Genomic DNA, 14,385 nt, shown 5'->3' with positions numbered 1-14,385 from the left:
ACGCATACAACGGAGGAATGACACCCAATGAGTCAGAGCGAAAGTTCTGGCGTGAATCTAAAACCGTGGCCAAAATTACTTGACCACTACATACAGAAACAGAGGAATTAATTGAGTTTTTTACTGATTTCATTCGCCGAATACGCAGCCGTAGTTTTAATTCGTCATTTTCAGGACTATTATTTTTAGGTAACGTCAGCTTAAATCTGGTTCACGATGAGTTCGTAAAGAACGCTGTAAAACACATTTTTCATAACTGCAGTTTAAAAAAAGCAAAAGAAATTTTCTCTTCAACTATTCTAAAAAATGATCGACTAAGAACTAGCCTCGTCGAGGATCTTGATAAATTTTTCAAAAGTGTTGGACAAGAACAGTTTTCCAAGGAGCTTTACAGAACTGACTTCATAGAATTACTAAATAGCCCGTTTAGTCCAGAAGCAAGAAAAAAGGAAATAAGAGCTACTAAAAATCTATGTAAGGCATTAATTATTCCCTCTTACACCTGTAATGTGAATTCAAATAACTGTATGCCATTTTTAGACTTGAGTGCATTCTTGTCAGCTTCGAATTATTGGAATTCTGAACTCTCCGATACAAATTTCTGGCCAAAGAAATCATTTATTGACTCTATAAAGGAGGTGTTCAAAGGTCTATCCCTAGCTAGTGGTATCTCACGTGAAGGGTTACATATTGACGCTGTAGAATTACTGGAGTTAATGTCATCTGATGATAGTTTCGATACTCAAATGGCAATGTTTTATAGAACTATACACATAGATATTGAGCCGAATTGGGACCTAATACAACACTCTGATTTGGATAGCAAAAAAATCGTGAAAGCCATGTTCTCTGATAGCAAATGGATAACATGGCTAGCGGGCAACTTAGTGCTAAAACTACACGACAGTGAAGGTTTAATTCGAGTAATTAAAAGACTGATTAAGGATGGGGGATACACAACGTTGCTGATTACGTCTTATATGGTCCATCATTTAAATAACGATGAGAAGATTAAGTCAATTATCCTGAACCGTCTAAAAGGAAAACTGATCCCTGGCTGTCAGTTTCTATATACTTCTTTATCAAGGGTTAACATAACATTTGATAAAAATGTCATGAATGCAATATCAAGAGGCCTTTTTAAGTCCGGACCAATTACTGCTAAAGAAGCGGCAAAGTTTGCTGGAAAGTTTCACACTCCAGTATGCGAGCAACTGTACAAAACCTTAAACAAAGCATTTAATTACTGGGCTGAGAAAGAGGGAGCATATCCAGCTGATGGGGGTGCAGAGCCAGACAGTCCTCGCGCAGAGCTGCTAGCTGCACTGTTAAAGATGAAAATACCTTCAGAAAATGAACTAATCAGTTTTCTATCGGATCCTCGCTGGGATGTAAGGGAAGTTGCTGAAGTACAATTAAATTCTAGTATAAATGAAAATACATCACTTCGTGAAAAACTTATTATCGCTACCAATGAGGAGGTTGTTGACCCGGTATATCTTTCCAAAGCAATCAGAAGCAACACAGCATTCGATATTTTGCAGATTGACGCTATCTGTGAAATGATCAATCATAAAAGTGCAAAGGTAAGGTATGCAGCCTTTAATGTTTTAAATTCGAAATACATTTCAGATGAGAAGTTAAGAACATGGCTGGAAGTCGCAATAAATGATACTAATGAAGAAATCAGTGAAGCAGCAGTATTGCGCAAAAGTAGGCTCTAGGGGATTAGCGGGGTTTACACCAAAAATTTATAAAGTAAGTTGAAAAATATGAAAAGCCAAAGCAGTAAATTAAACAAGTTATTTGATAACTCAACAGGTTTATATAAATTTAAAAAAACATTCAAAAATACTTTAGATTACATACATGAAGAAAACTGGTCAGGGGCATGTCATGCTACTACAGCTATTTTGTATGTTTTATTAAAGGAGCAAGGTTATGACGTAATTCCTTGCATAGGTGAAGTTTCAAATCATCCTATTATTTTTGATCACTCATGGATTGAATATGATGATAAAGTGGTAGATGTTGCCATAAGTAACACACTTATAGAAAATTTAAATTTTCCACCTGTTTTTTTGAATATTGATCTCGAATCAGAACTAAACACAAAATCAATTTATGGATATAGTGGGAACGGAATTGATCACACGGCATACGCTATATCTATGATGCCAATAGGTGAATATATGGACAATTTTTCTGGGCACCCGCATGGATTATGGGGAATTGCAAAGATGTTAGCAAAAAAGCAATCAATACGTCTTAATGTTTCTAAGTCTAGAGTCAAGTATGGTGGCGATAGATGGGTTATTAGAAACTGACTGGTAAGGCCTGAGACTAGTAGACACTTTTTATGGTAAAAGTAGATACTTAAACAATCGAGTTGGATCAAAGGAAAATGAAATCCTATATGCGGGTTCATTTTAAAATGTGTGCATTCAAATGAAAAAAATACTAATTTCAATACTTTTAAGTTTTGCATTTACTGCATGTTCAAACAGTAAACCAAGAATATTGATATCTGAAGGATTTGGACCAGATAAAGGCTGTGTTTATATATGTGACTCGTTGGACAGAAAACAGCAAATCACACGAATTTACGCACCTGAGTATCAACCCAAAAATGATAAAGTGGATTTTGTTTATGATTTAGGTGATTTCTTTAGCATGGAACAAGCATGTAACACAGATAGAGCTGAAATCACAAAAGTCAGTGTAGGGCATGAATACAAAACCAGCAATAAAGGTTGGGCCTACAGCAATTTAGTGATTAATTTGCTAATAAATGAAATTGATATAGAGGGAAATATTGAGCCAAAATCATTTAAGCATGTTTCAAAGTCAAATAATTACTATTTTACTACTTCAGATGAAGATATAACTAAATTGATTCTGAATGCTTTGAAATCAGGGTTTTCTGAAGTTAATAGAGAAATCCAAAATGAAATTAACTCTGATTAATCTAATTGCATTTAAGATATATATCAGAATATGAAAAAGGTAGTTCGCTTATCAAATCCATTGAATGAAAATGTTGTTCCCTTAGAGGGTGAGTGGTGTTTTGTTCATGATGAAAATAAGACATTTATTTCTGAATCTGATGCAGTCAAACTCAAGCTTATTGAGATTTCAAACAACAGTACAGACAAACATTGTGAACTTGATATTGTCCCTCTCAAGATTCAACAAGGATCTAATATTGCTTATATAACAGCTTTTGTTTCTGGCCGAAAAACAACAATCGGTCGCTTGGCTGTAGATGAATTGAGCGATCGACTCTAAAACCAATGTTAAAGGATAATTTTTGGTATATAGAATTTATTCTTTTCTTCAAAGTAAACAGCCAACGTTCTATTATGATCAATGTAAATAAGCATACAAGAGTGGGTTGTTAATATCTTGATTTATTGCTCACATGCTCTGCTATTAATTTGTTAATTGCCAAAGGATTATCGTGTCACCTACCGACTGGTACAGGAATATTGATTGGAACGAAATCATAGAAGCGCATTTCTACTCGAAATTGAAGCGAGCAAGATCGAATAGAGATCAGTATTTGGTGATCCAAGCCCTCACTTTGGCTGATATGCATCCAGAGGTATCGATTCGCCTGGTAGAAGAATATTTTGAATCAAAAAAAAGCCAGTTTGATGACGCCCGCGCATTATTAGCAAAAGCGAATGCATTAATGGCTCTAAATGATATCGAGAGCTGCATTTTGACCTTTAAAGAGGTGCTTGAGAAAGAAAGGGAATTTCCAAACTTTCAGACAGGGGTGTATCTAGATTATCCGTATTTGGTGGCAACTCACGAAGTAAAAGCTGAATATTCAAATGCACTTGATGTGTTGAATGAACATGTTGATAGACTCGCATTTCCTCTGGATCAGTTTAAATGGCATGCCTCAAAAGCATTAATCAACAGTGATCGTTCAGAAGCCAAAAAGGCCCTTGATGTGGCTGAAGTCAAGAAATCTGGATTTCGCTTTCATCAAGATGTTGGTTTGGTGGGTAAAGAACATGAATCAACAATCAAAAGTCTATGCAAAATTGTCTCGTGACAAGTAATAAATTGGGATCGAATTGGCAAGACCAGACGAAACTGTATAATTGATTTGTTGCCTATGGATTAGGTGAAATTTCGATAATAATTAGTCTGGTTGGAGCAAGCCATGGAATATTTTATTCACACATTCATCATTATTACGGTATTGCTGTTGGTGGTTTTGGCGATTGGGGCTCTAAGTTGGTCAATCTTCAAATACAAAAAAGATGAAATTAAAAAAAGTGGCCTGCCATCACACAGTGATATCAAGAAACATGCGATATTTACATGGTTAATAATACCTGTTTCATTTTTGCTGACAATTTTGTCTGCAAGCCCTGGTGCCAGCGGGATCGGGGCTGGTTTCTTAATCCTGGGCTTAGCTGCATTTTTCCTTTCTGCTTTATTGCTTGCTGGTAGAGTCTACAAACACAGAAAAGACTTGAAATACCCCACAAAGGAATTGGGTTATACGCCTTTAGTGGTTGCTGTATTGTTACTAATGCTGTTGTCTTTACATCTATCTAAATAGATTTTATTGCGAGTTATTACGCTATTTGAATGGCTTGAAAATTTATCTAAGGAAAAAAAGTAAAGGGTTTAGTTGCAATTGGTTCAATTTGCAAATTTAACTGCGAGCATACGTTAAAGTAAATGGTTTTGTTGTAAGTGTAAATTGATATTACATTGATAATCAATGTGTTATGAAACTGATGAAGTAAAAGGATTGGTTGCAAGCCCACCCTGCCATGGGTCATGGTATGGAGTCATAAATTGTTCAAAATCAATGAGATGGCCAGTTCGCTGCGGAGTTAAAAAAATGCTGTGAATCGATGGCAGGCAAGCTGCGATGTTGAAAACAAGCAGACAACAGGGTACATGTACCCGCTACTTGTACCCCATCAGAGCACTTGTGTTACGATGCCACCAGAAGTTTGACAAAAACAAGGAAAACAACATGAACAAACTCCCATTCATCATTCTCGTCAGTGTGCTGTTGTCCTCATGCGCCACGGAGCCGGAGACGTTGCATTGCGCGGCACCCCGGGACCTGGATTTCGGCACCTTCCAAGTGACTTGGTTCACCGAGCCCGTACGGGACTGGACCCTTCATGGCGGCGCTGTATTTGGCGATGACAGCGGCACCATCAAAGCACCAGGCCCCGAGAGATCGGGCCGCTATTGCATTGAGCACAAAACCCTTTACTTCCAGACTTATGAGAAAGCAAACCCATGGGACAATGAGGGCCAACCCAAAGGCATTGAAAAGATAGAAATTCTTTTCACCGACGGTGAAACCATGATTCTGGAATTTGAAGATGGCACACAGTTTACCTATCACAACCCAACGACCACAGCAGCCGACGTCAAAGCCCTGGAAGGATTTCTCAAGGAAACTTACAACAAACAAAAAGCCAGAGATGGCCAATGACGGGTGGCACCACAGACCGTCCATTTGGTTGACAGCAGGTCTCAAGGAGCAAGCTGGATGCAAAAATTATTGATTTTGGACATTGATGAAACGTTGTTGCACGCCACTGAACAGCCATTGGACCGCGAACATGACTTCATGCTTGCCCATTATTTTGTGTATTTGCGTCCGCATGTGCATGATTTCATGGCCTTCTGTCGTGAACATTTCAAGGTGGCCATATGGACCGCAGGCAATCAGTTGTATGCCCAAAGAACGGTGCAGGCAGTATGTGGCGAGGCTTACCCCTTGGAATTTGTCTGGTCCCGAAAACGCTGCACGCCGACATTCGATCCGGAGAATTTCAAACACATATATTTGAAAAACTTGAACAAAGTCAAACGCCGTGGTTTTCGACTGGAACAAGTCATCATGATCGACAACACCCCACAAAAGCTGGCCAAAAATTACGGTAATTTGGTGCAGGTCAACGACTTCAGGGGTTGTCCTGATGACCAGGAACTGCCCTTGTTACAACGTTACCTGCTGCATTTAAAAATGAAGCCAATGTGCGTGCCATCGAAAAAAGGGGTTGGCAGAAAAATTGGTTGAACAATCCGATCGATTAAGCCGCTGAGGTTGTGGTGTGCTGTCGCGTGGTGACAAACCGCAGCACAGTGATGGCCAGCATGATGAGCAGGAAGGGGATGCAGGTCAAGAGGATGCCGGACCATTGGTAATGATAGACCACCCAGCCGGCCATCAGGGATGAGGCGCCTTGGAAAGAGCACACGGTCAGGTCGTTGATGGCCTGAATTTTATGCCGTTCTTCTGGGCGGTAGCTCAGTGGCAGCAGGGTGGTGCCGGCGTAAAACAGGAAATTCCAGCCGATGCCGAGCAAGATCAAAGCCCACCAATAATGCAACAGCTCATGGCCTTGGCTGGCGATGATCACCACGCCGATGAACATCAGGGTGCCGACCAGCAAGAAGTACTTGGTCTGGACCCTTTGGCCCAGCCAGATGGTGATCAAGGAAGGCAGGTACATGGCGGTGACGTGCGATTGGATCACCCACTTGGTGTCGGCCAGGGAATGGTGGTGCAGTTGGTGCATGCTCAAAGGGGTGGCGGTCATCACGAAACTCATCAAGCCAAAGCCCAGAGCCGCGGCGGTGATGGCGACTATGAACACCGGTTGGCGCATAATAACGACCAAGGGTCGATTGGGTTCGGTGGTTGGGGTTTCAACCAGCGGTGGTGACTTGAATCCCGCCACGGCCAAAATGGCCAAAAGGCCAAAAGCAGCGGTGCCGAGGAACGTACCGGTGTAAGCCGGGCTGCTGGTCAACCAATGTTGACTCACATAAGCCAGTTCTGGACCGATCAGGGCGGCGAAGATGCCGGTCAGCATCAACAAGGAGATGGCTTTGGGGATGTCATGGGTGTCATCCAGGCTCTCGATGGCGGCAAAGCGCAATTGGATGGCGAAAGCACCGCTGATGCCCAGGATGAAGGCGGCCACCACAAACAGGACAAAACTTTGTTGGTGAACGGCCCAAGCGCCGATCAAGCCCCCCAACACACTGGCTGAGAACCCCACCATGGTGGCCCGTCGGCGGCCCAAACGTCGGGCCAACAAGGCCGAGGGCACGGTGCCCACAGCGGTGCCGGCGATCATCAGGGTTAAGGGCAGGGTGACCCACGAGGGATCGGTGGCCATGGGTTGGCTGATGATGCCGCCGATGAACACCATCATCGGGGCCATGGCCGAAATCATCGGCTGGGCCAGAAACAACAAGCTGATGTTGCGGTGCAAGCCGGCAAAGCGGTTGATCAACCAGGTCACGGTCAACAAAGCAAGCAGGATGAGGGTCAATTGGGTCATGATGTCCGGCAGTCTAGCAGCCTCTAACAATCAATGCCAGCAATTCAACTCAAGTGGGTTAAAATGGTGATCATGAAATCGACCGATCTCAGTACATTCACCCCGGCAGAAAAAGATCGCAAAGTGCAGTTCATCATTGTGGTTGAAGGGTTGTACAACATTTTGGTGTTGGTCTTGAAGCTGGTGGTGAGTTTGGCCACCAATTCACTGGCCATCATGGCCGATGCCATCCATTCCTTGACCGATGTGTTGAACAATGTGGTGATTTGGCTGGTGATGCGGGTGGCCGGCAAGCCAGCCGACAAAGACCACCCCTATGGTCACCGCAAATTCGAAACCATGGCGGTGTTTGGCCTGGCCTCGCTGCTGGTGGTTTTGGCGGTGCAGCTGGTGCTGTCGGCCTTCAGTGGTGAACCCAGGGAGATCACCAGTGAGCCCTGGGGTCTGGTGCTGATGGTGTTGGTGTTGGGGCTGAATTTTTCGGTGTCAATGTGGGAACGGTACTGGGCCAAAAAACTGGACTCCAACATCTTGCTGGCCGATTCACAACACACCTTGGTCGATGCCATCACCACCATCACGGTGATCATTGGTTGGCAGTTGTCGGCCATGGGCTATGTTTGGTTGGATCAGTTGTGCGCCGTTGGGGTCGCTGGCCTGGTGCTGTATTTTGCCTTTGGTTTGTACCAAAAAGTGGTGCCGATATTGGTCGATGGTTTTGCCATCGATCCGGACACCTTACACCGCGCGGTGCGCGGCGTGGCCGGGGTGCGCGAAGTCAGGCAGGTGCGTTCACGCTGGATCGGTGATGTCAAGGCGGTGGACTTGATCATCGCGGTGGACAACGACCTCAGCATCACCGCATCACATGACATCGCCCACGCGGTGGAAGACATGCTGGTGGATCGTTTTCAGGTGGCCGATGCTTCAATCCATGTGGAGCCGGTGAAATTGTGATGACCCATTTAACTCAGTGAATCAGCCCCCACAAGGGGAACAGCTGCATCACGAATAAGGTGATCAGGCTGAATGAGGCCGCGCTCATTGCATGCAAAAACCGGCGTCGTTTCAAGTCCCGCAAGTAAGACACTTTCAACAATTCATAAGACAGTTCACCGGGGATGTCCATCTGTTGTAGGTCTTGAACGTAATTCTTCACCGTCTCCTGGTGGTTCATGTAAAACAAGCCTTTGACCGTGTCTTTGTTTTTCAAAACAGATGGCGCCACGCGGCGGGTGGGGTAGAGCACCGAACCAAAGAACACCGCCGGGATGATGATCAATATCCAGGTGACCACCGTGGCGATGTGTTGCCACTGGGGAGTGATGCTGGTCCAAGTGTTGAATTTGATCACCATGCCAATGGTGAAAATGAAACCAATGCCGACGATTTGCGCTTTGGTGTCGTAGGTGCGGATGTTGTCCTGGGCTTCCTTCAGGGCGGCATACAAGAAGAAATGCGTTTGGTCACCGGTGGGTGGGGTTTTGTCGGGCTGGTTCATGCCAGGGGCCATGGCGGTTAAAGTGGCGAATTGTAATCCTGTGTGGTCTCAGGCACCATCTTTTTTTGTGCGCTGACTGATGATTTTTGTTGATGGGCTTAGACCCAGATTGGCTGACCCAAAGCCTTCGGTCCTGGGCGGGGTTGGCTGCCATCAACCCCGTCATCCCAGGCTTCAGATTTTTTCAAACACCGCGATGAAGCGGTCGGTTTTGCCACGGGTGTCTGGCGCGAACACCGAGGTGGTTTTGTCGTCATCAGGATTGGCCAGTACCGCTGATTCGGCCACCAATTTAAAACCAATGGCCTCGATCTGTTTGATGGCGTGGTCCTTTTCTATGCGGTGCAGGGTTTTGGCATCCAGCGCCGCGCGCCCGGGATTGGCTTGGTGATCAACGATCATGAAGCGGCCACCGGTTTTCAGTCCGGCGTGAATTTGTTGCATGAAATGCTGGTGGTCGATTTGGGGCCAGCCGTTTTCTTTGTCATCGAAATACAGGTCGTGGTAGGACATGATGATCATCGCGGCATCCAACGAACCAGGCGCCATGCCCAGGTCATCAACTTCGCGGTCGTGTTGCACCAATTGGGGCAGGGTGTTGGCAGCCATGCGTTCGGCCAACGGCTTGCTGACGAAATTGCGGTAGGCTTGGTTGTTGTGCAGATACACCTTGCCATCTTCACCGACCACCCGCGCGATCAATTCAGAGTAGTAGCCACCGCCACCAAACACATCAAACACCACATCACCAGGTCCAATATCCAGCAGGGCCAAAGTCACATCGGGACGGGATCGGGCATCGCGTTGGACATCGGCGTCACTGCGCCCGTCTGCTTGCAGCGCTTGTTGGATCACCTCAGGGGTGGCAGGGTCGTTGTTGGGCTTGGCTTGGTTGGCCGGCTCACCGGCCAGGCCCAGGCCGCTCAGCAGCAGGCCCAGCAAGGTCGCAGTCAGATGTGTTGTGTGCATTGGTTCACCTTTTTGTTTGGTTGATGGTCACCATTATATCAACTACGAAGGTGTCGGTATGTGCTTTTGGTCATTGATCTTGACCGAAGTCAAAGGACTCGTGATAATAAAACCTCCACTGCGGAGTACCGATGAATTGGCTGGCCCACACCTTATTGTCCAAGAACAACACCGAATATCAACTGGGTAATTTGTTGGCTGACCCCATGAAAGGCCGGCCGTGGACCGATGCCAGCGCCCACTTGCGGCAAGGCATGTTGATGCACAAAGCGATTGATCGCTTCACCGATGGGCATGCCTTGTTGTCGGTCAGCAAAGCCCGCTTGGGTACCGATGGACACTTGAAAGGGGTGGTGCTGGATTTGTTGTTCGATCATTTTCTGTCGATCCGCTGGTCGTCGTATGGGGCGGTTGATTTGCCCAGCTATTTACAGCGCTTCCATGACCGTTCAGTTCAATTGGCCGGCACTTTCCCTGCAAAGCCCCAGCGCATCATCAACCGATTGGCGGAAACCGAATTGTTGGCCCAATACCAGACCTTTGCCGGTTTTGTGATGGCCTTGCAACGCATTGACCAACGCCTGTCAGCCCGGGCCCGCCAACGCGAAACCGCAAGCCAATACCTGCCGGTGGTTGAACAACAGCACGATGCCTTGTTGGCAGATTTTGATGCTTTTTTTCCACAATTGGTGAATCATTTCAAACAGCATCAATTGGGCAGCAAGACCGAACATTGGTTGGTTTAATGCAGCATTGATGCCTCCCAACCGACTTTGAGACAGACGTTGAAGGGCCTTGGATCAGCCAAAAGACACTTGTATCTTAAGAAATGGTCAAGCCCGGGGAATCGGGATTAAGGAGAATTGGCAAGGGTTGGCCAATTGGTTTATTTGCCTTAGCTGTTCAATCAAAGATCCGCATAGCGGTCGGTGGCTTTGACCAATTCACTGGCGATGGCCGGTTCAAAGGCCGAATGACCGGCGTCGGGAACGATGATCAGCTCGGCTTCAGGGAACACCGCATGCAAGTCATGGGCGGTTTGCATGGGGCAGACCACGTCATAACGGCCTTGGATGATCACGGTGGGGATGTGGCGGATGGCGTCCACGTCATCCAGCAGTTGGTTTTCATGGCTGAAGAAGCCCCGATTCATGAAGTAATGGTTTTCAATGCGGGCAAAAGCCAGGGCAAAAACCGGATCGGCGGTCTCTTCAATGTGCTGCAGATCCGGGTACAAGTGACAGGTAGAGCCTTCCCACACCGACCACCGTTCAGCAGCAGCCAGGCGGGTGGCTTCATCGTCTGACAGCAGGCGCTGTTGGTAAGCCGCCATCATGTCATGCCGTTCTGCGGCCGGGATGTGATCGCGGTAGGCTTGCCAGGCATCGGGAAAAATGCGGCTGGCGCCCTCTTGATAAAACCATTGCAGCTCTTGTTGTCGCAACAAAAAAATGCCCCTGAGCACCAATTCGGTGACCCGCTGAGGGTGTTTTTCTGCATAGGCCAGCGCCAGGGTGCTGCCCCAGGAGCCGCCGAACACCTGCCAGCGATCGATGCCCAGTAGGTCACGGATGGCTTCCATGTCATCGATCAAATCCCACGTGGTGTTGTCATCCAAACAGGCATGGGGTGTGGACTGGCCACAGCCTCGTTGATCGAATTGAATGATGTGGTACTTGGTCGGGTTGAAAAAGCGCCGGGTGGCGGCCGAGGTGCCGCCGCCGGGTCCGCCGTGCACAAACACCACGGGCTTGCCTTCGGGGTTGCCACAGCTCTCCCAATACACCCGGTGCACGCTGTTGGTTTCCAGGTGGCCGCTGCGGTTGACATCAGCGGCCGGATACAAAGGGGTCAATGGACTTGGCTTCATTCGAAATCGTCGGCAAAAATCAAATCGGGGTCGGTGTACTCAATGGTCAGCACCGGTCGGGCATTGCTGTTGAGGTTGTCGGCACTGCCCATGCCGCGCGCATTGCCCAGGTTGGCTTCGTCTCCCAAGATGATCCAACCGTGGTTTTCCGCTGGATTTTGCACCCAAGTGGTGACGTCTGCGATCAGCCCACTGCTGCTGGCAAAAGACAGGGTGGTGTCGCTGTCAGAGTAGCTGGTGGAGGCAGAGGCGGTGCCAATGAAGTCGCCACCAGCGGTGTTCCAGCTGTCGGTATCAAACAGCCGGTGAATCCAAGTGGCATCACCGCTTTGTGATGGTGCGCCATTGCCACTGCCACTGGAACCGGCAGCCCCCCATTCAGCAGTGACAAAATGGATGTCGGCCGTGCCGCTGTCAGCCCCAGTGGGGAGGTTGATGATGGCCAAATCCAATGCCACACTTTCGATCACGGCGGTGGCCGGGATGTCGGTCACGTCAAATTCAAGCACTGCCCGGCGGATGGCATTGCTGTTGGTCTTGCCCATGAACAGGCGGTCACCGGCGCCATTGGAGGTGCTGCCATCCACCGTTTCATACAAGGTGTTGTCTTTGCTGGGGGTGAATTGCACCGAGGTGGGCGGTAAATCGTAATCAATGATCAGTCTGGGTTGGTTGTCGCTGTTTTCTCGGCTGGCCAATTGATAGGCACTGGGCGCGGAAAATTCATCACCAATGATGATCACACCAAAGTTATTGGCCGGGGTGTCGATCCAGCTTTGCACCAATGCGGTGAAAGCAACCGAATTGAAATTCAAGGTTTCCAAGCCGGTGATGGGCTCAGAGGCCAGTACCAATGGATCAAAATCGCCACCGGCCGAAGACCAGGCAGCCCCCTCGTGAAAGGCATTGGTCCAGGTGACGTCACCGGGTTCGGCCATGGTGCCAGCGCCTTCCTCGCCACTGGCATCAGACCCGGCCTCGCCCCAATCAGCCAACATGGCATGTAAATTCAAGGTGCTGGAAGGGGTGATGGTGCGGGTCGCCGTCACTTCGAAAGTGACGTCATTAACGGTGGTGCCTGGCGGCAAAAAACTCAGGTCAAATTGCAGCACTGCCCGCCTGGCTGAATTTTCCAGTTGATTGGTTCTGCCGGCAAACAGGAATTGGCCGGCCCCATTGCTCAAGGGCTCTGTGGTGGTCTCAAAAATGGTGTTGTCTTTGCTGGGCAGCAAGGTTCTCATGGTTGCCTGACTGGTGCTGGTCAACAAGACAAGGCATGGAATGAGGTATTTGTGCATGGTGGGCTCCTGGATTGGTTGGGGTCAGGCGATCAGGTCGCTGATGTTATGTCAGCGATTGATTATAAAACATTCGATCCGACTGGCGGTGTGAATCCGATCAAAAAAATGCCGCCGCTCTTAAAGCCATTGTCAGCGGTTTTTCAAGCGCCCGGATTTCAGCTAAAATCAAGGCAATTGCAGCGGAGGGCAGGCATGTCTAAGAACACATTTTCCATCGGACCGGCGACCTTGGTGGCGGCCGCATTCATCGGGCCGGGTACCGTCACCACCTGCACCTTGGCTGGGGCCAATTTCGGCTATGCGTTGATTTGGGCTTTGTTGTTTTCGGTGTTGGCCTGTGTTTTGTTGCAGGAAATGGCCGGTCGCTTGGGGGTGGTGACCCAACGGGGTTTGGGCCGCATCCTGCACCAACAGTTCCAATCGCTGCTGGCCCGTGTGCCGGTGTTTGGCCTGGTCGCGGTGGCCATTTTCATCGGCAATGGGGCTTATGAAGGGGGCAACATTGCCGGGGCTGCATTGGGGCTGGATGCCATGCTGCCGCAGTATGACATGCCTTGGCCTTGGTTGATCGTGGCGGTGGCTTTTGTGGTGCTGTTTCAAGGCCAATACAAAATGGTGGAGCGGGCCTTGATCTTTTTGGTGTTGTTGATGAGTGTGGCTTTTGTCACCACTTTTGTCATGACCCGTCCCGATTTGGGGGCCATGCTGGCCGGCCTCAAGCCGCACATTCCCGATGGAGCCTGGTTGACGGTGATGGCATTGGTCGGCACCACAGTGGTGCCGTACAATTTGTTTTTGCACGCCTCAGCGGTGAAACGCAAGTGGCACCAGCCCGAAGATTTGCCTCGGGTCAGAACCGACACGGTGATTTCCATCGGACTGGGCGGTTTGATCTCGGTGGCCATCGTGTCAACCGCCGCCGCCGCGTTCTTTGGCCAACAAGTGGCCATCGCTTCGGCGGGTGACATGTCGGTGCAATTGGAGCCGCTGCTGGGTTCATGGGCGCGCATTTGTATGGGCGTCGGCTTGTTCGCTGCGGGCATTTCATCGGCCATCACCGCACCGCTGGCAGCCGCTTATGCCTTGTCTGGCTTGTTTGGCTGGTCGAAACAAGGCAACGACCTGAAATTCCGCTTGTTGTGGATGGTGGTGTTGTTCAGTGGCTTGTTGTTGGCCATCTCTGGTTACAAACCAATCACCATCATTTGGTTTGCCCAAATTGCCAACGGCATCTTGCTGCCCTTGTTGGCGGTGTTCTTGTTGGTGGTGATGAACCGCAGCGACTTGTTTGGCGTCCATAAAAACACTTGGGTGCATAACCTGTTGGGGATGGTGGTCATTGCGGTGACCTTGCTGCTGGGTTCCCGGTCGTTGTATTTGGCCTTCAGCGCCTGATCT

The 14,385-nt window shown here is 48.2% G+C and carries 16 protein-coding genes; 11 read left to right on the top strand and 5 right to left on the bottom strand.

What is annotated here, in order from left to right; translation table 11 throughout:
- Positions 1-527 precede the first annotated feature (527 nt).
- From K7G70_RS14670 to K7G70_RS14635, 8 genes are all read left to right on the top strand, one after another.
- The gene (locus K7G70_RS14670) at positions 528-1,724 is read left to right on the top strand and encodes a hypothetical protein (protein WP_223789406.1); all 1,197 of its coding nucleotides are present in this window, start codon (positions 528-530) and stop codon (positions 1,722-1,724) included.
- A 48-nt stretch (positions 1,725-1,772) separates the two neighbouring features.
- Positions 1,773-2,327 carry a hypothetical protein gene (locus tag K7G70_RS14665; RefSeq protein ID WP_223789405.1) on the top strand — a complete coding sequence of 185 codons (555 nt, stop codon included), beginning with the start codon at positions 1,773-1,775 and terminating at the stop codon, positions 2,325-2,327.
- A gap of 121 nt (positions 2,328-2,448) precedes the next feature.
- Positions 2,449-2,967, top strand: a complete 519-nt coding sequence (locus K7G70_RS14660; RefSeq protein ID WP_223789404.1) for a hypothetical protein — start codon at positions 2,449-2,451, stop codon at positions 2,965-2,967.
- Positions 2,968-2,997: 30 nt separating this feature from the next.
- The gene (locus K7G70_RS14655) at positions 2,998-3,288 is read left to right on the top strand and encodes a hypothetical protein (protein WP_223789403.1); all 291 of its coding nucleotides are present in this window, start codon (positions 2,998-3,000) and stop codon (positions 3,286-3,288) included.
- A 277-nt stretch (positions 3,289-3,565) separates the two neighbouring features.
- Positions 3,566-4,066: a hypothetical protein gene (locus tag K7G70_RS14650; protein ID WP_223789402.1), complete on the top strand. Its 501-nt coding sequence runs from the start codon at positions 3,566-3,568 to the stop codon at positions 4,064-4,066.
- A gap of 111 nt (positions 4,067-4,177) precedes the next feature.
- On the top strand, positions 4,178-4,582 hold the full coding sequence (locus tag K7G70_RS14645) for a cytochrome c oxidase subunit II (RefSeq protein ID WP_223789401.1): 405 nt from the start codon (positions 4,178-4,180) through the stop codon (positions 4,580-4,582).
- A 426-nt stretch (positions 4,583-5,008) separates the two neighbouring features.
- Positions 5,009-5,482, top strand: a complete 474-nt coding sequence (locus K7G70_RS14640; RefSeq protein WP_223789400.1) for a hypothetical protein — start codon at positions 5,009-5,011, stop codon at positions 5,480-5,482.
- Between the two features lie 57 nt (positions 5,483-5,539).
- Positions 5,540-6,073: an HAD family hydrolase gene (locus K7G70_RS14635; protein WP_223789399.1), complete on the top strand. Its 534-nt coding sequence runs from the start codon at positions 5,540-5,542 to the stop codon at positions 6,071-6,073.
- A 13-nt stretch (positions 6,074-6,086) separates the two neighbouring features.
- Here K7G70_RS14635 and K7G70_RS14630 read toward each other — a convergent pair whose 3' ends face one another.
- The gene (locus tag K7G70_RS14630; RefSeq protein WP_223789398.1) at positions 6,087-7,346 is read right to left on the bottom strand and encodes an MFS transporter; all 1,260 of its coding nucleotides are present in this window, start codon (positions 7,344-7,346) and stop codon (positions 6,087-6,089) included.
- Positions 7,347-7,418: 72 nt separating this feature from the next.
- Between K7G70_RS14630 and K7G70_RS14625 the strand changes: the two genes are divergently transcribed.
- A complete protein-coding gene (locus K7G70_RS14625; protein WP_223789397.1) occupies positions 7,419-8,303 on the top strand; it encodes a cation diffusion facilitator family transporter in 885 nt (294 codons plus the stop codon).
- Between the two features lie 13 nt (positions 8,304-8,316).
- Here K7G70_RS14625 and K7G70_RS14620 read toward each other — a convergent pair whose 3' ends face one another.
- The gene (locus tag K7G70_RS14620) at positions 8,317-8,847 is read right to left on the bottom strand and encodes a Pycsar system effector family protein (RefSeq protein ID WP_223789396.1); all 531 of its coding nucleotides are present in this window, start codon (positions 8,845-8,847) and stop codon (positions 8,317-8,319) included.
- A gap of 174 nt (positions 8,848-9,021) precedes the next feature.
- Positions 9,022-9,816 (bottom strand): class I SAM-dependent methyltransferase, encoded by a 795-nt coding sequence (locus K7G70_RS14615; RefSeq protein ID WP_223789395.1) that lies wholly within the window; start codon positions 9,814-9,816, stop codon positions 9,022-9,024.
- A 131-nt stretch (positions 9,817-9,947) separates the two neighbouring features.
- Between K7G70_RS14615 and K7G70_RS14610 the strand changes: the two genes are divergently transcribed.
- Entirely contained in the window at positions 9,948-10,562 is a 615-nt protein-coding gene (locus K7G70_RS14610) for an acyl carrier protein phosphodiesterase (RefSeq protein ID WP_223789394.1), read from the top strand.
- Between the two features lie 161 nt (positions 10,563-10,723).
- On the opposite strand, the gene pip is transcribed toward K7G70_RS14610, so the two are convergent.
- Complete coding sequence (gene pip, locus K7G70_RS14605) at positions 10,724-11,686, bottom strand: prolyl aminopeptidase (protein ID WP_223789393.1); 963 nt, start codon at positions 11,684-11,686, stop codon at positions 10,724-10,726.
- Positions 11,683-12,984: a DNRLRE domain-containing protein gene (locus tag K7G70_RS14600; RefSeq protein ID WP_223789392.1), complete on the bottom strand. Its 1,302-nt coding sequence runs from the start codon at positions 12,982-12,984 to the stop codon at positions 11,683-11,685. The genes pip and K7G70_RS14600 overlap by 4 nt, the downstream gene beginning before the upstream one ends.
- A gap of 195 nt (positions 12,985-13,179) precedes the next feature.
- Here K7G70_RS14600 and K7G70_RS14595 point away from each other — a divergent pair, with 195 nt between their 5' ends.
- Complete coding sequence (locus tag K7G70_RS14595) at positions 13,180-14,382, top strand: Nramp family divalent metal transporter (protein ID WP_223789391.1); 1,203 nt, start codon at positions 13,180-13,182, stop codon at positions 14,380-14,382.
- Positions 14,383-14,385 lie beyond the last annotated feature (3 nt).

Origin of the sequence: Marinicella meishanensis (genome assembly GCF_019931145.1) — a bacterium.
GTDB lineage: Bacteria > Pseudomonadota > Gammaproteobacteria > Xanthomonadales > Marinicellaceae > Marinicella > Marinicella meishanensis.
This window is presented reverse-complemented; position numbering and strand designations above follow the sequence as displayed.